Here is a 22,146-nt window from a genome sequence, read left to right as displayed (position 1 = left end):
GGGCCTCAGCTCCTCTCCGATGTGCCACGGCCTTGCGGGGACGTGGGCGGCAACGGGTCGGTACGGGAGACCTGGGTCTCCGGGTAGGCGGCATGGCCCGGCGCGACAGGGGGTGCGGGGACCTCGTCGATCGCCTCGGCGTGCTCGATGCGGCAGGCGCAGACCTTGTACTCGGGGATCTTGGAGCGGGGGTCCAGGGCGTCGATGGTCAGCGCGTTGGCCGCGGTGGGGACGGGCCAGTGGTAGGGCACGAAGACGGTGTCGGGGCGGATCGCCTCGGTGACCAGGGCGGGGAAGACCTCGCTGCCGCGCCGGGTGACGACGCGGACCGGTTCGCCGTTGCGGAAGCCGTGGGAGGGGTGGATCTCGGCCCAGGGGCGCGGGGTCTGCTCGACGAGGGCGCCCAGGCGGCGGGTCTGGTTGCCGGAGAGGAAGTGGGCGACCGTGCGTCCTGTGGTGAGGGACATCGGGTGCTCGTCGTCGTACGGGTCCATCGGCGGGTGCCATTCGACGACCTGCATATGGATCTTGCCGTCGGGGTGGTAGGTCCTGCCGTCCTCGAAGAGCCGGGGGGTGCCGGGGTGGTCGGTGGAGGGGCAGGGCCAGGCGATACCGCCGGTCTCCTCCAGCCGTTCGTAGGTGATGCCGTAGTAGTCGTTGACGGTGCCGGCGGAGGCGATCCGCAGTTCGTCGAAGACCGCGCGGGAGTCGGCGAAGGCGAATTTGTCGCCCGCGCCGAGGCGTTCGGCCAGTTCGCACATCACCCAGGTGTCGGTCCGGACTCCGGGGGGCGGGTCCTGGGCCTTGTTGTGCTTGACCACCCGGGCCTCGGCGTTGGCCATCACTCCTTCGTCCTCGGCCCAGGTGGTGACGGGGAAGACGACATGGGCGTTGGCCGCGGTCTCTGAAAGGAAGAAGTCGAATTGGGCATGGAACTCAGTCGCGTCGTACCCCTCCTTGACCACCTTGTAGTTGGGGAGGGAGACGAACGGGTTGTTGCAGACGCCGATCAGTCCGCGGATCTCGCGGCGCTGCATCTGCCAGACCATTTCCATCATCGAGGTTCCGGCGGGCGGGAGTTCGGACTCCTCGATGCCCCAAATTTCGCAGATCTGCCGGCGGTGCTCCTCGTTGTTGATGGAGCGGCCGCCGGGCAGCAGGTCGGACTTCTGGCCGTGTTCCCGGCCGCCCTGGCCGTTGCCCTGGCCGGTGATGGTCCCGTATCCGGCACCGGGCTTGCCGATGTGCCCGGTGGCCGTGCAGAGGTTGATCACGGTGAGGCAGTTCTCGACGCCCTGCGAGTGGTGCTCGATGCCGCGGGCGTGCCAGGCCATGGCCCTGGGCGCGCGGGCGAACGTGCGGGCGACCTGGATGATCTGTTCGGCGGGCACCCCGCAGATCTCGGCGGACCTGGCCGGCGGGTACTCGGCCGCCTTGGACTTCACCTCTTCCCAGCCGGTGGCGTGGGCGGCGAGGTAGTTCTCGTCGGTGAGCCCTTCCTCGATGACCACGTTCAGCACGGCGTTGAAGAACGCCGAGTCGGTACCGGGCTTGAGCGCGACATGGATGTCGGCGGTCCTGGCGATGGCCGTCTCGCGCGGGTCGATGACGATCAGGCTTGCCCCGCGGTCCCGGGCGCCCCATACGTACTGGGTCATCACGGGGAAGCACTCGCCGACGTTGGAGCCCGCGATGAGCAGGCAGTCCGTGAGCAGGATGTCGGAGAAGGGGTTGCCTGCCCGGTCGATACCGAAGGCGAGCTTGTTGGCGCCTGCGGCGCTGACCATGCAGAGCCGGCCGTTGTAGTCGACGTGCCGGGACTTGAGGGCGACCCGGGCGAACTTGCCGACGAGATAGGTCTTCTCGGAGAACAGGCTGGCGCCGCCGAGCAGCCCGAACGCGTCGTTCCCGTGCGTCTGCTGGATGCGCTTGATCTCGGCGACGGTGTAGTCGAGGGCCTCGTCCCAGGAGACCTCGCGGAAGTCCTCGTCGCGGGAGCGGCGCATGAGCGGGGCGGTGAGCCGGTCGGGGTGGTTGACCTGCTGGTAGGCGTTGATGCCCTTGGGGCACAGGCGCATCCGGTTGATGTCGTGGTTGCGGGGCTCGACGCCGAAGACCTTGCCGCCGCGGTCGACGCGCAGATACATCCCGCACTGGACGCCGCAGAAGCAGCAGTGGGTGGGGACGAGCGTCTCGCCGTTCTGGTCGGCGTGCCACTGGTCGGCGGGGATGCCACCCGCGTCCCGGAAGCCGCGGGTGCCCGGCGGTGCGAGGGAGGGGTCGAGGGGCACGATCGCCCGGGGTTCGGCCGCTCGGGGGTCCGCGGTCACTTGAAGCCCTTCTTCACCTGGGAGAGATAGGCACTGCCGCGCAGCACCCGCTTGCAGCGCGGGCAGTATTCGGCCCACGCGTCGAAGTCGAGGCTGAGGTCGCGCATGGTGGAGCGGAGGTTGTCCATGTACGGGGCGGTGTCGATCGGCTCCTCGCAGCGGCGGCAGCCGAAGACCTCCTGGTCCTGCCGGCCGGTGTACTTGAACAGCTGCATGCCGACCGCGGCGGGACGCTGGACGATGTGGAAGAACTTCCCGAACGGGATGTAGATGAGGGTGAAGACCACCGAAACCATGTGCAGGATCGCCAGGAACTCGTATCCCCCGCCGTGCAGGAAGATCGAGGAGAAGGTGAGCAGCAGGCCGGTCACGGAAATCACGATGAGCGCGATCAGCGGCACCAGGTCGTAGGCGAACCGCTGGCCGGTGATGGCGCCGCGGTCCTTCATCCGCCGCCACAGGAAGTAGGAGGCGCCGGGGATGACGAGAACCGCGGCGATGTCCAGGCCGTGGAACATCAGCCAGCCGAGGATGTCCAGGGAATCGAATCCGATGATCTTGAAGCCCCAGATACGCATCTCGTAACCGGGTCCGGACCCGCTGCCGGAGGTGAAGGTGAACCAGCCCCACGTCAGCGGGAAGGTGATCAGGGAGGCGAGGATGCAGCCCCAGAAGATCAGCTGGTGGGCGGCCCAGCGGGCGTGGGAGCGGGCGCCGAGGAATTTCTGGAAGCCGAGGTAGGTGGCGATCATCTTCGGCAGTGCGGTGGGGGCCTTACGGAAGTTGGCGACCGAGAAGAGGCTCCCCCAGCCCTTCCTGAACAGCCGTCGTGCGCCCGGGGCGGAGACCCAGACCGTGTAGCGGTAGGCCACCCCGAAGGCGAGGAAGACGGTGGCCACGGCATAGGGCAGGAGGGCCGAGTCGAAGTTCTCCAGAAGTCTGCTGCCGAGCACGATCGCGACGATGAGCAGGAGGGAGACGATGACGCCGGCCGCGGTCGCGCGCGCGGTGGCGGACCGGGGTACCGCACCGCCGCCGCGGGCGGGCCCCTCGGCCGCCGGCGGGGCAGCGGCCGTCGTGGACGAGCCGGCACCGGCGCCGTGGGCGGATCGCGCGGCGGCAGCGGAGGGTTCTGGTGGCTCGGTCACTCCGTCACCGTAGGACCGCATGGGGAGATTGGTCCTGTTTTGCGACTCCACGGGGTGAGCGCGTCGCACCGCGGCCTTCGGGGGTTCCTGGATCCGCGCATCAGCGGTGCGGACCTCTGTCGCATCCGCGGCGCGGACCCCCGTGGCACCGGTACGCCACGTCCGCCGCGTCCACCGCGTCCACCCCTGTACGTTCACCGAGCACGGGCCCGCAGACGGCCACCCGCACGACGAGGAGCACCGCATGACCGGCCAGGACACCCCGGAGCCGTCGGAGCAGCCCCGACACCGATCACCGGAGCGCCCGGAGCCGTCGGCCGCACCCCCGCCGCCGCCTCGGCCGCCGCACCGGCCGTCGCACCCCTCGCACCCGCCGCACGTGAAAGCCCCCTCCGACCGGCTGGACGCGCTGACCGATGTCGCCGGGGTGCGGGTCGGGCACGCGCGGCTCACAGGCGAGGGGGCGCTCAGCGGCACCACCGTGGTCCTGGCCCCCGAGGGCGGCGCCGTCGCCGCCGTCGATGTGCGCGGCGGCGGCCCCGGCACCCGGGAGACGGACGCGCTCGATCCGCGCAATCTGGTGCAGCGCATCGATGCCGTGGTCCTCACCGGCGGCAGCGCGTTCGGCCTGGACGCGGCGTCCGGGGTGATGGCCTGGCTGGAGGAGCAGGGGCGCGGCGTGCGGGTCGGGGCCGATCCGGCGCAGGTCGTCCCCGTGGTCCCGGCGGCGTGCGTCTTCGACCTGGGCCGGGGCGGCGACTGGCGGGCCCGCCCGGACGCGTCGACCGGCCGGGCCGCGGTGGAGGACGCCGCGCGCACCGAACCGGGGACTGCGGTCGCGCAGGGGTGCGTCGGCGCCGGTACGGGCGCGGTCGCCGGCGGGCTGAAGGGCGGGGTGGGGACGGCGAGCGTCCTGCTGCCGTCCGGGATCACGGTCGGCGCCCTGGTCGTGGTGAACGCGGCGGGCTCCGTACTCGATCCGCTCACCGGGGTGCTGTACGGCGAGTACGGCGGCACCGAACCTGCCGTCGCCCCCGCGCCGGAGGTCCACCGGGCAGCGCAACAGCGCCTGGCGCAGGCGCACGACGAGAACACGCGCCCCCCGCTCAACACCACGCTCGCCGTCGTCGCCACGGACGCCGATCTCGGCCGGGCGCAGGCGCAGAAGCTCGCGGGCACGGCCCATGACGGACTGGCTCGCGCCATCCGGCCGGTACATCTGCTGACCGACGGGGACACCGTTTTCGCCCTGGCCACCGGCGGACTGCCCCTGGACCCGGCGAACCCGGTCGCGCTCAACGGCCTGCTGGCAGCGGGTGCGGAGGCCGTGACCCGGGCCATCGTGAAGGCGGTCCGGGCGGCCACGGGCGTCAACGGCCGCGAGGGCGGCGGCACCTATCCCGCGTACGGCGATCTCTACGGCACACAGCGGCCACCGCGAGGCAGGACGGGCGGCAGCGGCGGGGGAACCGACTCACCCTCCGCGTAAGGAAGTTCGGACGAAACGCCGGGAACCTTCTGCGTGCGGCGTACGTTTTCCTGAACCCCGGTCACGATGTCGGACCCAGGGACTACGTTAAGCACGCATCGGGTAACACGCGGCGACGGCCTGGAGACAGCACCTTGAGCGATCCGTACGAGACAACCGAGCAGCACCTCGAGCGACTCCTGCGACGGGCTCTCAACTCGTTCGACCTGCCCGACAGTACGGTGGAGCGGCTCGGCACAGCCCTCGCCCACAGCAGTTCCCTGCACTCCTCGCACCACAGCTCGACCCTGCACCGCGAGACGTACCGGCATACGTATCTGCTGGCCGACGGCAGCCCGTTCACCCTCTGGGAGCTGGTGCACTGCGGTCAGCGGAACACCGCGGACCAACGCCACGGTTCGTCGCAGACCGACGGCCGGCAGCACGAGCTCTACGACGACGAGGCGGACGTGCACATCGCCGCGGCCCGGCTGGCCGGCGGCTTCCGCGACGCCCCGGTCTTCGGGGACGAGGGACCGCAGGCCGACCTCGACATCCTCACGGCCCTGATGGCCGCGCCCCCGGCCCCGCTCCCCCGGATGTACGCCCCGGACAATTCCGCGGACCACGCCCGCCGGGTGCTGCGCCGCGCGGAGAACGGGGACGTGCCGGGCGAGGGGACCGCCCATCTGCTGCGGGCCGCCTTCGCCCACCACATCACGCAGGTCTTCGGCCGGCAGTGCCGGGTCGACGGGCGGGACGCGGGCTTCACGCTGTACGAGCACGCCTTCCTGCTCCTGGACGGCAGCGAGACGAGCCTGTGGGAGGTCGAGCACACGGCGACGCCGGACGGCCGCCACATGTGCGAGGTGTACGGCGACGAGGCCACCGCACGCGGCGCGATGGAGAGCCGCACACGCATCTGCTGAACCCGCACGGAACGTGGACGGTGCCCGCACCCCCGGGGGGTGCGGGCACCGTCCAGTTCTCCGTCCGCTCAGCAGCCTGCACAGGCCGGTCTCAGTGCGTGAGCACGGGCTCGTCTCAGTGCGTGAGTACGGGCTCGTCGACAGGCTCCGCCGGGAAGGTGGCCTCGGCCGCCTCGCCGCCCTCCACGTGCTGCTTCGGCCGGGACGGCAGTGCGAACATCAGCAGGAAGATGACCGCGAGCACACCGGCCACCCACCACAGCGAGTGCTCGAAGGCCTCCGCGAACGCGGGACCGACCTGCGGCGGCGTCAGCTTGTCGCCGATCGCCCCGAAGAAGACGACGGAGACGAGCGCGAGCCCCAGCGCGTTGCCCATCTGCTGCACGGTGTTGAACAGTCCGGAGGCGGAACCCGAGTGCTCCTTCGGGACCTCGGAGAGCACCGCGTCGGCCAGCGGCGCCACGATCAGACCCATGCCGACGCCCATGACCACCAGCGGCAGTGCCATCTGCCAGGACGTGATCCCCATGCCGTAGCGATCGGACTCCCAGATGTAGAGCAGCAGACCGGCGATCATGAGCAGCGCACCCGCCTGGAGCACCTTGCGCCCGAAGCGCGGCACCAGCTTCTGCACGGAGATACCGGCGGCGAACGAGACGGCGACCGAGAACGGGATACCGGTCGTACCGGCCCGCAGCGCGCTCCAGCCGAGCCCCTGCTGCATGTACAGCGTCCAGACCAGGAAGAAGATGCCGAGGCCGATTCCGAAGGTCAGCTGTACGGCGATGCCCGCCGCGAAGCTCTTGACCCGGAACAGCGACAGCTCGATCAGGGGCGAACCGTCCCGGCTCGCCTTCGCCCGCTCGAAGAGCACGAGGACCAGGAACACCACGAGGCTGCCGGCCATCGAGAGGTAGCCCCAGAGCGGCCAGCCCAGCTCCTCGCCGCGGGTCAGCGGGTAGATCAGCATGAGCATCCCCGCCGTCACCAGCGCCACGCCCGTCAGGTCGAGGCGCAGCGCCTTCGGCGCCTTGGACTCGGTGATGAACCTGCTCCCCAGGATCAGGCCCGCGATGCCGACCGGCAGGTTGATCAGGAAGATCGGGCGCCATTCGAGGCCGGCGATGTTCCACTCGGTGAGCAGCGCGCCCAGCAGCGGGCCGGAGACCGCGCCGAGGCCGACGATCGCGCCGAACAGACCGAAGACCTTGCCTCGCTCGTGCGCCGGGAAGGTGGCGTGCACGATCGACAGCACCTGGGGGACCATCAGCGCGGCCGTGCCGCCCTGGAGGATGCGGGAGGCGACCAGCATCTCCGGGTTGGCCGCGAAGCCGCAGAGGGCGGAGGCCAGGGTGAAGCCGCCGATCCCGATGAGGAAGAGCCGCTTGCGGCCGTAGATGTCCCCGAGCCGGCCACCCGTGATCAGCCCGGCGGCGAAGGCCAGGGCGTATCCGGCGGTGATCCACTGGATCGAGCTGAACGTGGCGCCGGTGTCCCGCTGGATGCTCGGGATGGCGATGTTGACGATCGTGACGTCGACCAGGTCCATGAAGGCCGCGGTCATCACGATGGCCAGCGCGAACCACCTGCGGCGGTCCGAGGAGTCCGAGGACGCCGGGAGGGCGGCCGCCCCGGACGGCTGGGGTGCGGGAGAAGTCATATGAAGAAGTTAAACGTCCATTAGGTCAGGTCGTGACCCAATGGGCGGGCATCCTGGGTGACATGACCGACACCCCGGCACGACTGCTGAATCTGCTGTCATTGCTCCAGACGCCGCGTGAGTGGCCGGGCAGTGAACTCGCCGACCGCCTCGAGGTCAGCCCGCGCACGATCCGCCGTGACATCGACCGACTCCGCGACCTGGGGTACCCGGTCGAGGCGTCGCGCGGCGCAGTGGGCGGCTACCGGCTGGTGGCCGGCGCGGCCATGCCGCCGCTGCTGCTGGACGACGAGGAGGCGGTGGCCATCGCGGTGGGACTGCGGGCCGGGGCCGGTCACGCCATCGAGGGCGTCGACGAGGCCTCCGTGCGGGCGCTCGCCAAGCTGGAGCAGGTGCTGCCGTCGCGGCTGCGCCACCGGGTCTCGGTCCTCCAGAACGCGACGGTGCCGCTGACCCGCGGTGACGGGGCGACGATCGACCCGCAGACGCTGACCGTGATGGCGTCGGCGATCACCGGCCGGGAGCGGCTGCGGTTCGCCTACCGCGCGGGCGACGGGGCCGAGACCCGGCGGCAGGTCGAGCCGTACCGCCTGGTCAGCACCGGGTGGCGCTGGTACCTGGTCGCGTACGACCTGGAGCGGGAGGACTGGCGCACCTTCCGGGTCGACCGGGTGAGCGATCCGTTCGCGACCGGGGCCCGGTTCGCGCCCCGTGCGCTGCCCACCGGCGACGCGGCGGAGTTCCTGAGCCGTTCCATGTCGCGCATCAAGCCGGAGCTGGCGGTCGAGGTGAGCTTCGCGGCCCCGGCGGAGTTCGTCGCCGCGCGGCTGCCCGCCTCGATCGGGCCGCTGGAACCGACGGGCGAGCAGAGCTGCCGGCTGCGCACGGTGCTGTCCGACTCGCTGGAGTGGGTGGCGCTGCGGCTGGCCCTGGTGGACTGCGAGTTCACCGCGCACCGGCCGCCGCAGCTGGTGACGTACCTGAACGACCTGGGCTCCAGGCTCACCCGCGCCGCCATGTCCTCAGCAGCGCCGTGAAAAAAGGGGGATGAGCAGCCCCGTAAACGGCCCCACGCACGGCCCCGCAAACGGCCTCGTAAAAAGGGATGAGCCCCGGCGCCAGGGGGGGGTGGGCGCCGGGACTCAGCTCAGGGGGACCGATATGAAGCGGCCCAATTCGGAGGTTACTGGACTTGGGCTCACGCCGCAGCGTCAAAGCCCGTGTCGTGAGCCATTCGCTTCAGTTCGAGCAGTGCGTGCTTCTCGATCTGGCGGATTCGCTCCCGGGTGAGCCCGTGCTGCTTGCCCACTTCGGTCAGCGTCCGCTCACGGCCGTCCTCGATGCCGTAACGCATCCGGATGATGGAGGCGGTGCGGTTGTCGAGCTTGCCGATCAGCTCCTCCAGCTCCTCGCTGCGCAGGAGCGTCATCACGGACTGTTCGGGGGAGACCGCCGAGGTGTCCTCCAGGAGGTCACCGAACTGCGTGTCGCCGTCGTCGTCGACCGACATGTTGAGGGAGACCGGGTCACGGGCCCAGTCCAGTACGTCACCGACGCGGGACGTCGTGGAGTCCAGCTCGGCGGCGATCTCCGCGTGCTCCGGGTCGCGCCCGTGCTCGCGGTTGAACTCGCGCTGCACACGACGGATCCGGCCGAGCTCCTCCACCAGGTGGACGGGGAGCCGGATCGTGCGCGACTGGTCGGCTATGGAACGGGTGATGGCCTGCCGGATCCACCACGTCGCATAGGTGGAGAACTTGAAGCCCTTGGCGTAGTCGAACTTCTCGACCGCGCGCACCAGGCCCGCGTTGCCCTCCTGGATCAGGTCGAGCAGGGGAAGCCCGGCCCGCGGATACCGGCGGGCGACGGCGACCACGAGTCGCAGGTTGGATCGGATGAATACGTCCTTGGCGCGCTCGCCATCGGCGACCAGCGCCTCAAGCTCCTCGCGCGAGGCCCCGCCGGCATCGCTCTCCACCACGCTGTCGAGGACCTGCTGCGCGAATACGCCCGCCTCGACGGCCTGCGACAGCTCGACCTCCTTGGCGGCATCGAGCAGCGGCGTGCGCGCGATCTCGTCCAGGTACATGCCGACCAGGTCGCGATCGGCGATCTCCCCGCCCACGGCGCGAACACTGCTTGCCCGGTTGGTCCCGCCGGTGGCGGACGAACGTCGGGCGACGGCACGGGTTGCCATGCGTGCTCCTCCTGCTGAGTAGGTCGCGACACCCTTTCGGGTGCCCAGCTTCCGATGGAAACAACGACTGGAATCCGGACAGAATTCCCATGCCTGGCACTCATTTTCGCGATCATGCAGTACCCTGTCGCGCCACCGATGGAGGGCGCATGACACAGTCCGGCACGGATACGCAGGTCAGGCCCGGTATGGAGAGCGATCTGGAGGCCCTGACCGACATCTACAACCACTACGTGCGTGAGACCGCCCTCACATTCGACACGGTCCCCTTCACTGCCGACCAGCGCCTGCCCTGGTTGCGCTCCCACCCTGTAGACGGTCCGCACAGACTCCTGGTTGCTCAGGATGTCCGTAATGTCAACGGACCGGGCAACGGCCGGGTTCCCCGGATCCTGGGGTACGCCACCAGCAGCGCCTTCCGCCCGAAGCCGGCGTACTCCACCTCCGTCGAGGTGAGCGTGTACTGCGCGCCCAGCGCCGCCGGGCGCGGGATCGGCACCCTCCTGTACGCGGCGCTCTTCGAAGCGCTCGCCGAGGAGGACCTGCACCGGGCGTACGCCGGCATCACCCAGCCGAACGAGGCCTCGGTCCGGCTGCACGACCACTTCGGCTTCCGGCACCTCGGTACGTACGAGGAGGTCGGCCGCAAATTCGACCGGTACTGGGACGTCGCCTGGTACGAGAAACAACTGTGCCCGCGCACAGGACCCCGTTGACCCCGTCCCGCCGCCGGCCTCCCCCGGGCCCGCGGTCCGCGCCCTCCCCGGGCCCCGGCCCGCAGCCTCCCCAGTTCCTCCGCCCGCACCTCCCCGGGTCCACAGGCGGGCCTTGCCTAGGTCCACAGCCGGGGCCTTCCCTAGGTCGGCAGCCCGGGCCCTCCCTAGGTCCACAGCCCGTTACGCGACGCCTGTGCGGTGCCTAGCGTGATTGCGCATGGACGACACGACGCGCAACGCACCCGACACATCCGGCACGCTCGACGAGGCCCTGGAGCGGCTTCATTCCTTCGGCCCCGAACGGAACGGCTGGCTGAGCAATCACGCCCCGATGGCGGTCGAGGCGCTGGTGCACCACGGTCAGGCGCCGGCCGTGCACCGGTGGCTGGACCACTACCGGGCGAAGCTGGAGGACATGCCGGACCGGTTCACCGAGGTGACCCCGGCCAACTGGCGCGAGGCCCTGGGCGACCCGCGCCGCATCGCCGACTGGACGGCGTACTTCCAGCGGGAGATTGCCGACCGGCCCTGGCGGGAGGTCCTCGCCGAGTGGTGGCCCCGGCTGCTGCCGGGCATCGCGGCCGGGGCCACGCACCCGGTGATCCGGGTCGGGCACTGCGTACGCACCCTGCTGAGCGCCGGGGAGAACGAACCCCGCATCGCCGAGCTGGCGCACGGTCTCGGTTACTGGGCGGCCCGCCACCAGCCGCTGCCGCCACTGGCCCCGCTCGCTCCCGTCACCGGCGCGGCGGCGGCCTTGGACGCGGTGGACCGGGTGCCTGACCAGAGCGGCGGCATCCGGGACAGGCTGGGACAGCTCACCGCGTTCCCGCGGTGGCCGCGGCACCCCGTGACCGACCCGGACCTGGCCCGCGCCCGGCTGGAGGAGCTGGTGCGGGCCGCGACCCACCGCTACGCGGCGTACGCGCATGGCGGGCCGATCATGCTGGTGCACGCCGCCACGGCGCCCAACGCCGTACTGCGCACACTGCCCGCGCTCCCCCGGGACCTGTGGGCACCGAGCCTGGACGCGGCGTGGACGGCCGGCGCGGCGGTGACCGCGGCGTACTCCCCGGCGCGGCCCGCCGACCACCCGGCCGCGCCCGACGGACTGACCCCCGAGGAGGTCTTCGCGCGGGCGGCCGCCCACGGTGACGACCACACCATCAAGTTCACCGACACGGCGCTGGACGTCGGCGACGCACCCGCACTGGCCGCCGCGCTCCGCTCGATCGAGCTCAACCCGCCGGCCCTCTGACTGCCCGGGAGCATCGCGGCCGAGGGCCCTTCCTAAGGGCTGTCCCGTGATCCCCGGCGGGCGCGCGACGCCGGCCACGGCGCCTCGCCGCGTGGTCGGAACGCCCGAACACATCCAGTACGCGGACGCCCCTCCGCCTTGCGGTGGCACCGCATCCGACGCCGCGCGCTGATCCACCAGGGATTACGGAACAGAGAGCCCTTAGCCGTACTGGAGCGAGCGCTTGGCCAGTCCCATCCAGAACCCGTCGATCACGCTGCGCCCCTCGCCCAGCTCTTCCTCCGCCGCTCCCAGCGTGACGAAGAGCGGGGCGAAGTGCTCGGTGCGCGGGTGGGCGAGCCGGCCCGCCGGTGACTTGTGCTCGAAGTCCAGCAGCGCGTCGATGTCCTGCGCCTGGAGCGCGCGGCTCCCCCAGTCGTCGAACTCCGCCGACCAGCCGGGGGTGCCGCCGCCCGGGTGCCGCAGAGCGGCCAGGTTGTGGGTGAAGAACCCGCTGCCGACGATCAGTACGCCCTCGTCGCGCAGTGGCGCGAGCTTGCGTCCGATGTCCATCAGCTTCCGCGGGTCCAGCGTCGGCATGGAGATCTGAAGCACCGGGATGTCGGCCTCCGGGAACATCTCCACCAGCGGCACGTACGCGCCGTGGTCGAGCCCGCGGTCCGGGATGTCCTGCACCGGCGTACCGGCGCCGCGCAGCAGCTTGCGGACGCTCTCGGCCAGCCGCGGGGCGCCCGGGGCGGCGTACCGCACCTGGTAGTAGTGCTCGGGGAAGCCCCAGAAGTCGTAGACGAGCGGGATCGTCTCGGTCGCGCCGAGTGCGAGCGGGGCCTCCTCCCAGTGGGCGGAGACCATGAGGACGGCGGTGGGGCGCGGCAGACCCGCCGACCAGGCCGCCAGTTCGCCCGGCCAGACCGGGTCGTCCGCCAGGGGCGGGGCGCCGTGGGAGAGATAGAGGGCGGGCATGCGCTCCGCGGTGACTGTCATGACACTCCCCATCCGCTGCTACTCAAGGTAAGTCTTCTTCATGGGCATTGGGCAGGAACTTTTCTTTAAGTTTCAAGTTCCTACCTTCGGAGACCTTAGCTCTATCTAGTTCAACTTTCAAGAAAAGGTCGTACAGTGGAGTACATGACCACGGCATCCACCGGTGCGCCGCGCTGGCTCACCGACGAAGAACAGCGGGTGTGGCGCGCCTACCTGCACGCCACCACGCTCCTGGAGGATCATCTCGACCGCCAGTTGCAGCGTGATGCCGGTATGCCGCACATCTACTACGGGCTGCTCGTCCAGCTCTCCCAGGCGCCCCGCCGCCAGAAGCGGATGACCGAGCTGGCCAAGGACGCCAAGATCACCCGGTCCCGGCTCTCGCACGCCGTCGCCCGGCTGGAGAAGAACGGCTGGGTGCGCCGCGAGGACTGCCCGTCCGACAAGCGCGGCCAGAACGCGGTCCTCACCGAGGAGGGGCACGAGATGCTCCGCCGCTCGGCGCCGGGCCACGTCAGCGCGGTACGCCAGGCCATGTTCGACCGGCTCACCCCTGAGCAGGTGCGCTCGCTCGGCGAGATCATGCAGGTTCTGGCGGGCGGGCTCCAGCCGGAGGGTTCGGACGCGGACCTGCCCTGGCTCCGCTGACCCGTCCGACGCCGCGTCCCCGCACCGCACGCACCTCTGCCCCGGTTCCGTCGAACGGAACCGGGGCAGAGTGCGCTTCACGTCACGTCACGGGACGTCGTGCCCGGTGGCTCAGTGAGCGACGACCGGGATCCTGACCTCGTCCTCGACACCGTCTCCGGCATCGGAGCCGGTACCGCCGGACGTGGTGACCGACGAGGGGCGGCCGGCGTTGATGAAGGTCGCCGCGATCGCGGAGGCCACCACCAGGATGCCGACGGCCCACCAGATGGCGCCGGTGAAGCCGTGCACCAACGACTGGAGCTTCAGCAGCTCCGGGTCGGTGGCACCGAGCGCGGCGTGCGAGGTGGCGTACGCCGTGGCCGCGGAGGCGGCGATGGTGTTGAGCAGCGCCGTGCCGATCGCACCGCCGACCTGCTGCGAGGTGTTGACCATCGCGGAGGCGACACCCGCGTCACGCGGCTCGATGCCGTGCGTGGCCAGCGACATGGCCGGCATGAACGCCGTACCCATGCCCAGACCCAGCAGCAGCTCACCCGGCAGGATGACCGCCGCGTAGGACGAGTCCATCTGCAGCTGCGTGAGCAGCAGCATGCCCACGGCGGCGACGAGGAAGCCCGGAGCCATCAGCGCGCGGGCCGGGACCCGGGTCATCAGCCGGGCACCGATCTGCGTCGAACCGGTGATCATTCCCGCGATCATCGGGAGGAAGGCGAAGCCCGTCTTGATCGGCGAGAAGCCCTGGACCACCTGGAGGTAGTACGTGAGGAAGAGGAACAGGCCGAACATCGCGATGATGGCCAGGCCGAGCGAGAGGTAGACGCCACCGCGGTTGCGGTCCATCACGACGCGCAGCGGGAGCAGCGGCGACTTGACCTTGGACTCGGTCAGGACGAAGGCCGCCAGCAGCACGACGGCGACGACGAACGTACCGATGGTCAGCGAGTCCGACCAGCCGCTGGACTCGGCGCGGGTGAATCCGTACACCAGCGAGACCAGACCCAGCGCGGACAGGACGACGCCCGGGATGTCGAGCGAGGACCGGTTACGGCCACCGGACGGCTCACGGATCACGAAGTACGCGCCGGCGGCGGCGATGACCGCGAACGGGATGTTGACGAAGAAGGTCCAGCGCCAGTTCAGCGTCTGGGTGAGGAAGCCGCCGAGGATCAGGCCGACGGCGCCACCGCCACCGGCGATCGCACCGTAGATGCCGAACGCCTTGGCGCGCTCCTTGGCATCGGTGAACATCACGGCGAGCAGCGAGAGGGCCGCGGGGGCCAGCAGGGCACCGAACACACCCTGGAGTGCGCGCGAGCCGAAGAGCATGCCCTGGTTCTGGGCCGCCCCGCCGAGCGCCGAGGCCAGCGCGAAGCCGATCAGGCCGACGACGAAGGTGCGCTTGCGGCCCCAGAGGTCGGCTATCCGACCTCCGAAGAGCAGCAGCCCGCCGAAGGCGAGGGCGTAGGCCGTGATGACCCACTGCTTGTTGGCATCCGTGATGCCCAGGTCCGTCTGGGCGTGCGGCAGCGCGATGTTCACGATCGTGGCATCGAGCACGACCATCAGCTGGGCGAGCGCGATGAACGCCAGCGCTTTCCAGCGACTCGGATCAGGGAGTCGGACGTCTGTTTTTGACATGGGAGTAGCCACCTAAGGGCGCGCTCGGGCGCGCGAAGTCGTGAACCGTGAATGCGGTGAGGGCTCGTCGGGGCGAGCGTCGATCGGGGTCGGGTGGTCGAGGCGTGGCGGACACGCGGCCGGGCAGCCCGCTCAGGGACCCGGCGCGGTGGTCAGTTCCGGCGCCGCAGATCCTCCAAGGTCGCCGCTGTCCCGGGGAGCACGGACCGGGCCGGGGCCTCCAGTCCGTCCAGGAACAGCTGGATGTGGCGGTGGGTGAACCGGTCGATGTTCAGGCAGGCGATGCCGGGCAGCGGCCGGGTGAGCTGGGAGAGGGCGACCAGTACGTCACCGACGGCGATGTCGGTACGCAGGCGCCCCGCGGACATGGCGCGCCCGACGAGTCCTTCGACGGCCTCTTCGAGGCGCCGCCGCTCGGCGAGCAGTTCGGGGTGGTCCTTGTCGAAGCCGCCGGACAGCATCGGGCACAGCGCCCCGATCCGTTCGTCGGCCGCCGCGTGCACGAAGCGGCTGAGTGCGACGAAGGGGTCTCCCCCTTCGTTCGCGGCCTCCTCGGCACGGTCGGTGGTGCGTGAGGTGACCGCGAGGACGACCTCACGGGTCAGCGCGGCCCGGTCGGGGAAGTTGCGGTAGAGCGTGGCGTTGCCGACGCCTGCGCGGCGTGCGACCTCGTCGAGCGGTACATCCGGCCCGAACTCGACGAACATCTCGCGCGCGGCCGTCACGATCCGCTCCCGGTTGCGCAGCGCGTCGGCCCTCGGCCGGGGCGTACGCGGCTGCGCCGTTCCGGCGGCGGTACGGGCGACGGTGTCCACGGCGGCACTCCTTCTCTGTTCGCGTTCGCTGTTCGTGCGTTCGTAACTCGGGCGACCTCTCCGTGTAACCGGGGACCGCCTCCCCGTTTCGCGGGGACACGAGTTCAAACGGGGAAACGATCCCCGGTTATTTCCCGCCCCGATGTGACCTGAGTCACCTCACCAGGAAACGGGCAAATCCCACCCCTTCGGCGCACCCAACGCGCGGCGCCGCACCTCCCGACACAGGCTGATCGGCAGAGCGCAGCCAGGGTCGGCCGGCTGCCGCGGACCCGAAGGCGCCTGAAATGCAGCAGCCCCGCCACCGGATACGCAAGCACCGTCAGACGGTCGTCCTTGGCGCGGCAACAGCCCTGGTCATCGCTGCGCTGGCCTCCGCCAGCAGCACGCTCCCGCTCCCCAGCCGGGCGTCCGCCGGACCGGTGTCCAGCACCGGCACAGCCGGTCTCGGCCCGTGCCGGATATCGGCCACCATGGGCGTACAGATGTCGGAGGGCATGCCCACCCAGCCGGGCTACGCCCGCTCCACCGGCCAGATCCACGCGCTCAACCTGATGGTCGACTTCCCGGACGCGCCGGGGACCGAACCGGCCATGGACCGGCTCGCCGAATTCTTCCCGCAGACCACGGACTGGTTCCGCACCAGCTCCTACGGTCGCCTCACCTACGTGCCGGAGACCCCGGTGAAGTCCTGGCTGCGGATGCCCCTGCCGTTCTCGGGCTACGGGATCGAGCGCGGTTCACCGTACGAGCCGGGCTACCGCCACCTCGTCCAGGACATCGTCGCCGCGGCCGATCCGAAGGTGGACTTCAGCGACTACGACCTCGTCAACATCCTCGTCACCCCGAACGCCGGGCCCTCCGCCCTGGACACCGTGCTGTCCGTGACGTTCTCGGGCAACGACGACGCCCCCTTCGCGGACGGTGTGCCGCTCGCCAACACGTCCTTCGTCTACAGCCGCCAGGACGACGGCTCGGGCTCGTACGCCCAGACCGGATACCGCGTGCTGCCGCACGAGAACGGCCACGTCTTCGGCCTGCCCGACCTGTACACGATGGAGGGCGGCGGCTCGGTCGGGCACTGGGACATCATGTCCGAGGACTGGGGTGCCAACAACGACCTGCTGGGCTGGCACAAGTGGAAGCTCGGCTGGCTCGACAACAACCAGATCAGCTGCGCATCCGCGGCCGGCACCAGCGACCACGTCCTGGAACCGCTGTCCACCCGCGGCGGCACGAAGCTGGCGTTCGTCCCGCTGACCGCGGAGTCGGGTTACGCGGTGGAGGTGCGGACCCAGTCGGGCAACGACCAGGCGGTCTGCCGGCCCGGCGTGCTCATCTACAAGGTCAGCTCGGACGTCGACACCGGACAGGGCCCGATCTCCGTGGCGGACAGCACCAAGGACAGCAGCGGCTGCACCCGGCTGCCCAACGTGCACGCCGAGCTCTCCGACGCCCCGTTCCAGCCCGGCCAGACCTTCACCGACCGGGCCACTGGGATACGCATATCCGTGGTCGACAAGGACGCGAAGGGGAACTACCGCGTACGGGTCACCCGCCCCTGACCTGGCCCTCTTCCCCGCCGGCCCGCACCCGCCGCTCCACCGGTCCGCGCAGCTCGCGCTTGAGGATCTTGCCGGTGGCGTTGCGGGGCAGCGGCTCCCCGGACAGCACCACATGGGCCGGGACCTTGAACGCGGCCAGGCTCCGCCCGACGTGCGCCCGCAGGTCCTCGGCCGTGGTGCCGGCACCGGGGAGGAGCCGGACGACCGCGGCGACCTCCTCGCCCAGCACGGGGTGCGCCACCCCGAGGACGGCCGCGTCCTCGACGTCCGGATGGTCGTGCAGCACGGCCTCCACCTCGACGCAGTACACGTTCTCGCCGCCCCGGATCACCATGTCCTTGATCCGGTCGACGATGCTGACCCGGCCTTCGTGCACCACGGCCAGGTCCCCGGTACGGAACCAGCCGCCGGTGAAGGCCTGCTCCGTGGCCGCCTCGTCCCGCCAGTAGCCCCGCACCAGCGCCTGGCCGCGCAGCCACAGCTCGCCGACCTCGCCGTCGGGCAGCGGCTCCCCCGCCGGACCGGCGATCCGCACCTCCGTGGTGGGCGTCGGCCGGCCGACGCTGCCCGGGTGGAGCCGGTACTCGGCGCCGAAGTTCGCCATGACGCCACCGCTGGTCTCGGTCAGCCCGTACCCGTTGCGCGGCTCGATCCGCTCGCCGTGCCGGGCGGTCAGCCTGGCGACCAGGTCGGGCGGTGCCGCGGCCCCGCCGGTGTTGAGCATCTGCAGGCCCTCCAGCGCGTCCCCCTCCTGGGCGGCAGCCGTGAGCAGCTGGAGCGCGGTGGCCGGGACCCCGGCGTAGTGCGTCACCCCGTGTTCACGGATCAGCCGCAGCGCCTCCCGGGCGTCCCACTTGCGCATCAGGACGATGGCGCCTCCCGCCGACATCGCGGCGTAGAAACCGGTGAACGCGGCGACGTGGAAGAACGGGAACGTCAGCAACGAGACGGGCGCCGGGCCCTGTCCCGGGATGATCCCCCGGCCGAGCGCCGAGGCCGCCGCGTGGAACCCCGGGTTGCGCGCGGCACCCGCCTGGGCGAGGTGCGTGGCGACGGCACCCTTGGGCCTGCCCGTGGTGCCGGAGGTGTAGATGATCGTGGCGTCGTCCTCGGGCCGGATCTCGACGTCGGGCGGGGCCGCGAACGGATCGGGCTCGGGCAGGTCCTCGTACCACTCCAGCTGGCCCGACGGCTCCCCGCGGCCCGCGCGCTCCTCGTCGTGGAAGACGATCACCCGGGCCCCGGCCCCGCGCGCCCAGGCCGCGACACGCGGCAGCCGCTCACCGTCGACCAGCAGCACCCGCGGCCCGGAGTCGTCGAGCGCGTACGTGAACTCGTCCTCGGTCCACCAGCCGTTCAGCGGAACGGCGACCAGACCTGCCAACTGGACGGCCCAGAAAGCGATCTGCCACTCCGGATGGTTGCGCATCGCCACCACGGCCCGGTCACCCGGCCGGAGCCCGTACGTGCCGTTCAGCCGGCACGCCAGCGCGGAGGCGGCGGCGAAGAACTCGGCGTACGTGTAACTGCGTTCCCCGGCGATCAGGAACGGCCGGTCCCCGAACGCCCAGGTGGTCTCCACGAACTCGCGCAGGGTCCTGGGCCCGTCCGCGTAGACGAGCGAGCCGGCCGAGGGTCCGTCCTCGGCACGTACGACGGCGAACGGGCCCCCCGGACCGGTCAGCGCGGCCTCGATCCGGGCGGCGGCCCCGGCGGGGGCGGATGGGGCTGGGGTCGGGTCGGTGTGCGGCACGAACGACCTTTCTAAGCGCTTGCTCAGGGCCTTCGCGACGCTATGCCTGGACCTGGCCTCCGTCAAGAGCGCGACACACAGCACCGCCGAGCCGCGTCGGCAATAGCGGAAACAAAATCGTTGACAATCTTGTTGCCCTAAGTTCAGGTTCGACAGGCACTCACTCAGGGAGGGCATTGATGCCGAAGGAAGCCCGTCCAAGCACCGGCGAGCAGGCCAAACAGCACGCGCTCGCGCAGCTGCGGCAGGCGATCCTGCAAGGCGAGATGGCACCGGCCCAGCGGCTGGTGGAGGACGAACTCGCCGAGCAGTTCGGCGTGACACGGGCCAGCATCCGGGCGGCACTTCTCGAGCTGGCATCGGAGGGGCTGGTCGAGCGGATCCGTAACCGCGGATCACGCGTGCGGGTGGTGACCAAGGAGGAGGCGGTCGCCATCACCGAGTGCCGGATGGTCCTCGAAGGGCTGTGCGCGGCCAAGGTGGCGGCGGACGCCACCGATGAGCAGCTGGACCGGCTGACGGAGACGGGCGCGGCGATGTCCAAGGCCGTCGCCGACGGCGAACCGATGACCTACTCCGAGCTCAACCACCAACTGCACTCCCTGATCCGGGAGTTCTCCGGCCAGCAGACGGCCCTCGGACTCCTGGAGCGACTGAACGCCCAATCGGTGCGCCACCAGTTCCAGTTGGCGCTCAGGCCGGGCCGTCCACAGAAGTCCCTGAGTGAGCATCTGGCCGTGATCGACGCGATCAGGGCCAGGGACCCGCAGGCGGCGGAAGCTGCCGTCCGCGCCCACCTCGGCAGCGTGATCGACGCCTTGCGCGACGACTGACGCGGCTCGGGGCCACCGACCGAGGACGACGCCGCTATCGTCGCCGAGGACGTCTACCTCGCGATGCGACCGATCCGGGACGAGACCGTCAACGGGGGCCGCTCCCTGGGTGAGGAGACGGCGGCGGCGGCGATAAAGTACGGCGACCGCAACGCGATGGCCCATGTGGTGCGGTACTGCGGCGATGCCGGTTTCGAGACGCTGATCCGGTAGCCCCGTGTTCCACGGACACCGACTCGGCCCGAGGGCCGGGCCGGGCGGTGACGGCACGGAGCCGTCACCGTTGGCCGGGCCTCACTTCCGCCAGAACAAGTGGTGCGTAACCCCGCTCGGGCTGGGCACGACGTCCCGGTGGAACCGGTCGAGCAGCTCATCGGGGGACTCCCACAGCCGTGCCCCGGAGCCGAGCTTCGTCGGCAGGACCGCCACGTGCAGGGTGTCGACGAGACCGGCATCGAGGAACTGCCGGATGATCGTGGCCCCACCGCCGAGCCGGACGTCCTGGCCCTGAGCCGCCTCCTTCGCCCGGGCGAGCACCGCGGCCGGGTCGCCGTCGACGAAGTGGAACGTCGTGTCGGCGAGCGTGAACGACGGGCGCTTGTGGTGCGTCACGACGAACACCGGCGTGCGGAACGGGGGCTCGTCACCCCACCACCCCTGCCACTCGTGGTCCTCCCAGGGCCCGCGCTGCGGGCCGAACTTGTTGCGGCCCATGATCTCGGCGCCGATGTTGCGGGCGTAGTCCCGTGTGATGTAGTCGTCCAGACCCCGACTGCCAGCGGGCCCTGAGCGGTTCACGGGTGGGTGGTCAGTGGCGATGGCCCAGGCGAACATCTCCCCCGGATCGGCATGACCGAACGGCGTCTCGAGGCTCTGCCCCTCGCCCGCACCGAACCCGTCGCTCGAGACGGTGAAGTTCTGGACCCGCAGCAACTGGCTCATGTCGCTCCTCGCACTCCGCGCTTCCTGATCACCTGACGAACGGTAGACCGGCCGGGCCGGGAAATCTCATCGCCTCGTCGTCCCGGTCCCGTCGAGCCCGCACCCGGCCGACACCTTGATCGCGTCGGCTCGGCCCGCGCATCCCACGAGGAACTTCGCAGCTCAAAGGGGCCGGCGCGAGCCCGGACCGACGCTTAGCGGCAACGGGGGCGACCTCCGTGACCCCTATCCGCTAGGCTGTCAGCGGTCAGTCGACCTTCAGCGCGCCTGCTCGGGACAGCGTCCTCCGGACCCCTGCCCCTGCACCACCGCGAGGAAGCCTGACCAGGGCGTTTGTCTCGCTCCTGCCGGGGTTCCGGCAAGGCTTCGACAAGCCCCGCCTTCGTAGCTCAGGGGATAGAGCACCGCTCTCCTAAAGCGGGTGTCGCAGGTTCGAATCCTGCCGGGGGCACAAGCAAAAAGACCCCGGACCGATCATGGCCCGGGGTCTTTGACATCTACAGCTGACATCAAGGGCGACGGCCACTCACGGCCGAGCCGCTCTTGAACAGCCGCTCGACTCCTTGGGCCTCCCGCCACGTCCTTCGTGTACCGCACCGCAGTCCGTGCCCTCGGCAGTGCGCGAGCAGAGCGATGAGCGCAGCCACCGCCAAGCCGTTGGCGGACCACGCCATGCTCGGTGATATCGAACAGTGAGTGGAATTACTTCAGACCTGCCTGTGCCTGACCGAAGACAGCGCCGCCACGAGCGCGTCCAGGTCTCCGGTGTAGACGATGACTTGCTCGTCGTCGGCCGGGGGGTCGAAGCGGGCGAAGAAGTCGTCGAGAGCTTCGGAAGTGACAGTGAGGGCGTTGGCGTCCTCGCGCTCGTTGCGTTCGGCAAGGCGTCGCAGCAGTTCCTCCCGGTCGGCGGGGAGGTAGACCACGAGCGGGTGGCTGCCCGCTTCGCGGGCAGCCCGCTGCCAGGCGTCGCGCTCGGCGCGCCGCCACAGCCCGTGGTCCAGGACGACGTCGTTGCCGGCCTCCAGCTCCTTGACGAACCGCTGCCGGATCGCCTCGACGACGGGCCGTTCGCGCTCGAAGTAGGTGTCCTCGGGGTAGTCCACGCCGTATCGGCCGTGGAGGCGGTGCACCTCCTCGTCCACGGACAGCCGCATGTAGCCGTGGCCCGCGAGGGCTCGGGCGACGGTGGTCTTCCCGGAGCCGGTGATGCCGGCCAGGAGAACGGCAAGGGGCACGAGATCATCCCTTCCGCGGCG

Annotated in this window: 19 protein-coding genes and 1 tRNA gene; 10 read left to right on the top strand and 10 right to left on the bottom strand. The window is 70.6% G+C overall.

Annotated elements, in window-relative coordinates:
- Window positions 1–5: 5 nt before the first annotated feature.
- Window positions 6–2,330 (bottom strand): molybdopterin oxidoreductase family protein, encoded by a 2,325-nt coding sequence (locus ACFVJX_RS13265; protein WP_384127059.1) that lies wholly within the window; start codon window positions 2,328–2,330, stop codon window positions 6–8.
- Window positions 2,327–3,478, bottom strand: a complete 1,152-nt coding sequence (locus tag ACFVJX_RS13260) for an MFS transporter (protein ID WP_384127061.1) — start codon at window positions 3,476–3,478, stop codon at window positions 2,327–2,329. Before ACFVJX_RS13260 ends, ACFVJX_RS13265 begins: the two co-directional genes overlap by 4 nt.
- Window positions 3,479–3,857: 379 nt before the next feature.
- Here ACFVJX_RS13260 and ACFVJX_RS13255 point away from each other — a divergent pair, with 379 nt between their 5' ends.
- Both ACFVJX_RS13255 and ACFVJX_RS13250 read left to right on the top strand, forming a co-directional pair.
- The gene (locus tag ACFVJX_RS13255; RefSeq protein WP_384127062.1) at window positions 3,858–4,967 is read left to right on the top strand and encodes a P1 family peptidase; all 1,110 of its coding nucleotides are present in this window, start codon (window positions 3,858–3,860) and stop codon (window positions 4,965–4,967) included.
- A gap of 134 nt (window positions 4,968–5,101) precedes the next feature.
- On the top strand, window positions 5,102–5,875 hold the full coding sequence (locus ACFVJX_RS13250) for a DUF6227 family protein (RefSeq protein ID WP_384127063.1): 774 nt from the start codon (window positions 5,102–5,104) through the stop codon (window positions 5,873–5,875).
- 115 nt (window positions 5,876–5,990) lie between these two features.
- Here ACFVJX_RS13250 and ACFVJX_RS13245 read toward each other — a convergent pair whose 3' ends face one another.
- Window positions 5,991–7,535: an MFS transporter gene (locus tag ACFVJX_RS13245; RefSeq protein WP_384127064.1), complete on the bottom strand. Its 1,545-nt coding sequence runs from the start codon at window positions 7,533–7,535 to the stop codon at window positions 5,991–5,993.
- 62 nt (window positions 7,536–7,597) lie between these two features.
- On the opposite strand from ACFVJX_RS13245, the gene ACFVJX_RS13240 reads away from it, so the two are divergent.
- Window positions 7,598–8,572, top strand: coding sequence for a helix-turn-helix transcriptional regulator (locus ACFVJX_RS13240; protein ID WP_384127066.1), 975 nt, complete (start codon window positions 7,598–7,600; stop codon window positions 8,570–8,572).
- Between the two features lie 161 nt (window positions 8,573–8,733).
- Here the strand turns inward: ACFVJX_RS13240 and ACFVJX_RS13235 are convergent, their stop codons facing one another.
- On the bottom strand, window positions 8,734–9,732 hold the full coding sequence (locus tag ACFVJX_RS13235; protein WP_384127067.1) for an RNA polymerase sigma factor RpoD/SigA: 999 nt from the start codon (window positions 9,730–9,732) through the stop codon (window positions 8,734–8,736).
- Window positions 9,733–9,881: 149 nt separating this feature from the next.
- Here ACFVJX_RS13235 and ACFVJX_RS13230 point away from each other — a divergent pair, with 149 nt between their 5' ends.
- Window positions 9,882–10,448 carry a GNAT family N-acetyltransferase gene (locus ACFVJX_RS13230; protein WP_384127068.1) on the top strand — a complete coding sequence of 189 codons (567 nt, stop codon included), beginning with the start codon at window positions 9,882–9,884 and terminating at the stop codon, window positions 10,446–10,448.
- 217 nt (window positions 10,449–10,665) lie between these two features.
- Window positions 10,666–11,706: a questin oxidase family protein gene (locus ACFVJX_RS13225; RefSeq protein WP_384127069.1), complete on the top strand. Its 1,041-nt coding sequence runs from the start codon at window positions 10,666–10,668 to the stop codon at window positions 11,704–11,706.
- Between the two features lie 201 nt (window positions 11,707–11,907).
- On the opposite strand, the gene ACFVJX_RS13220 is transcribed toward ACFVJX_RS13225, so the two are convergent.
- Window positions 11,908–12,690 (bottom strand): dioxygenase, encoded by a 783-nt coding sequence (locus ACFVJX_RS13220; RefSeq protein ID WP_384127071.1) that lies wholly within the window; start codon window positions 12,688–12,690, stop codon window positions 11,908–11,910.
- 135 nt (window positions 12,691–12,825) lie between these two features.
- Between ACFVJX_RS13220 and ACFVJX_RS13215 the strand changes: the two genes are divergently transcribed.
- On the top strand, window positions 12,826–13,338 hold the full coding sequence (locus ACFVJX_RS13215; RefSeq protein ID WP_384127072.1) for a MarR family winged helix-turn-helix transcriptional regulator: 513 nt from the start codon (window positions 12,826–12,828) through the stop codon (window positions 13,336–13,338).
- Between the two features lie 111 nt (window positions 13,339–13,449).
- On the opposite strand, the gene ACFVJX_RS13210 is transcribed toward ACFVJX_RS13215, so the two are convergent.
- Window positions 13,450–14,979, bottom strand: a complete 1,530-nt coding sequence (locus tag ACFVJX_RS13210; protein ID WP_384127073.1) for an MFS transporter — start codon at window positions 14,977–14,979, stop codon at window positions 13,450–13,452.
- Between the two features lie 152 nt (window positions 14,980–15,131).
- Entirely contained in the window at window positions 15,132–15,794 is a 663-nt protein-coding gene (locus tag ACFVJX_RS13205) for a TetR/AcrR family transcriptional regulator (protein ID WP_384127075.1), read from the bottom strand.
- Between the two features lie 287 nt (window positions 15,795–16,081).
- On the opposite strand from ACFVJX_RS13205, the gene ACFVJX_RS13200 reads away from it, so the two are divergent.
- Window positions 16,082–17,359, top strand: a complete 1,278-nt coding sequence (locus ACFVJX_RS13200) for a M6 family metalloprotease domain-containing protein (protein ID WP_384127076.1) — start codon at window positions 16,082–16,084, stop codon at window positions 17,357–17,359.
- On the opposite strand, the gene ACFVJX_RS13195 is transcribed toward ACFVJX_RS13200, so the two are convergent.
- A complete protein-coding gene (locus ACFVJX_RS13195; RefSeq protein WP_384127077.1) occupies window positions 17,346–19,112 on the bottom strand; it encodes a class I adenylate-forming enzyme family protein in 1,767 nt (588 codons plus the stop codon). The genes ACFVJX_RS13200 and ACFVJX_RS13195 overlap by 14 nt on opposite strands.
- 179 nt (window positions 19,113–19,291) lie before the next feature.
- Between ACFVJX_RS13195 and ACFVJX_RS13190 the strand changes: the two genes are divergently transcribed.
- Both ACFVJX_RS13190 and ACFVJX_RS13185 read left to right on the top strand, forming a co-directional pair.
- Window positions 19,292–19,945: a GntR family transcriptional regulator gene (locus ACFVJX_RS13190; RefSeq protein ID WP_384127078.1), complete on the top strand. Its 654-nt coding sequence runs from the start codon at window positions 19,292–19,294 to the stop codon at window positions 19,943–19,945.
- A gap of 63 nt (window positions 19,946–20,008) precedes the next feature.
- A complete protein-coding gene (locus tag ACFVJX_RS13185) occupies window positions 20,009–20,158 on the top strand; it encodes a hypothetical protein (protein ID WP_384127080.1) in 150 nt (49 codons plus the stop codon).
- A gap of 81 nt (window positions 20,159–20,239) precedes the next feature.
- On the opposite strand, the gene ACFVJX_RS13180 is transcribed toward ACFVJX_RS13185, so the two are convergent.
- On the bottom strand, window positions 20,240–20,887 hold the full coding sequence (locus ACFVJX_RS13180; RefSeq protein WP_384127081.1) for a dihydrofolate reductase family protein: 648 nt from the start codon (window positions 20,885–20,887) through the stop codon (window positions 20,240–20,242).
- A 378-nt stretch (window positions 20,888–21,265) separates the two neighbouring features.
- On the opposite strand from ACFVJX_RS13180, the gene ACFVJX_RS13175 reads away from it, so the two are divergent.
- Window positions 21,266–21,338 (top strand) — tRNA-Arg (locus ACFVJX_RS13175).
- Window positions 21,339–21,594: 256 nt separating this feature from the next.
- Here ACFVJX_RS13175 and ACFVJX_RS13170 read toward each other — a convergent pair.
- Window positions 21,595–22,125, bottom strand: a complete 531-nt coding sequence (locus ACFVJX_RS13170; protein ID WP_384127082.1) for an AAA family ATPase — start codon at window positions 22,123–22,125, stop codon at window positions 21,595–21,597.
- Window positions 22,126–22,146: the final 21 nt, after the last annotated feature.

Source organism: Streptomyces sp. NPDC127177 (genome assembly GCF_042672475.1).
Taxonomy (GTDB): domain Bacteria; phylum Actinomycetota; class Actinomycetes; order Streptomycetales; family Streptomycetaceae; genus Streptomyces.
This window is presented reverse-complemented; position numbering and strand designations above follow the sequence as displayed.

Excerpts from the sequence above, each read along its gene's own strand:
- ACFVJX_RS13245 (WP_384127064.1), bottom strand. The coding sequence starts at position 7,535 with ATGACTTCTCCCGCACCCCAGCCGTCCGGGGCGGCCGCCCTCCCGGCG.
- ACFVJX_RS13240 (WP_384127066.1), top strand. The coding sequence starts at position 7,598 with ATGACCGACACCCCGGCACGACTGCTGAATCTGCTGTCATTGCTCCAG.
- ACFVJX_RS13235 (WP_384127067.1), bottom strand. The coding sequence starts at position 9,732 with ATGGCAACCCGTGCCGTCGCCCGACGTTCGTCCGCCACCGGCGGGACC.
- ACFVJX_RS13230 (WP_384127068.1), top strand. The coding sequence starts at position 9,882 with ATGACACAGTCCGGCACGGATACGCAGGTCAGGCCCGGTATGGAGAGC.
- ACFVJX_RS13225 (WP_384127069.1), top strand. The coding sequence starts at position 10,666 with ATGGACGACACGACGCGCAACGCACCCGACACATCCGGCACGCTCGAC.
- ACFVJX_RS13220 (WP_384127071.1), bottom strand. The coding sequence starts at position 12,690 with ATGACAGTCACCGCGGAGCGCATGCCCGCCCTCTATCTCTCCCACGGC.
- ACFVJX_RS13210 (WP_384127073.1), bottom strand. The coding sequence starts at position 14,979 with ATGTCAAAAACAGACGTCCGACTCCCTGATCCGAGTCGCTGGAAAGCG.
- ACFVJX_RS13200 (WP_384127076.1), top strand. The coding sequence starts at position 16,082 with ATGCAGCAGCCCCGCCACCGGATACGCAAGCACCGTCAGACGGTCGTC.
- ACFVJX_RS13190 (WP_384127078.1), top strand. The coding sequence starts at position 19,292 with ATGCCGAAGGAAGCCCGTCCAAGCACCGGCGAGCAGGCCAAACAGCAC.
- ACFVJX_RS13185 (WP_384127080.1), top strand. The coding sequence starts at position 20,009 with ATGCGACCGATCCGGGACGAGACCGTCAACGGGGGCCGCTCCCTGGGT.
- ACFVJX_RS13180 (WP_384127081.1), bottom strand. The coding sequence starts at position 20,887 with ATGAGCCAGTTGCTGCGGGTCCAGAACTTCACCGTCTCGAGCGACGGG.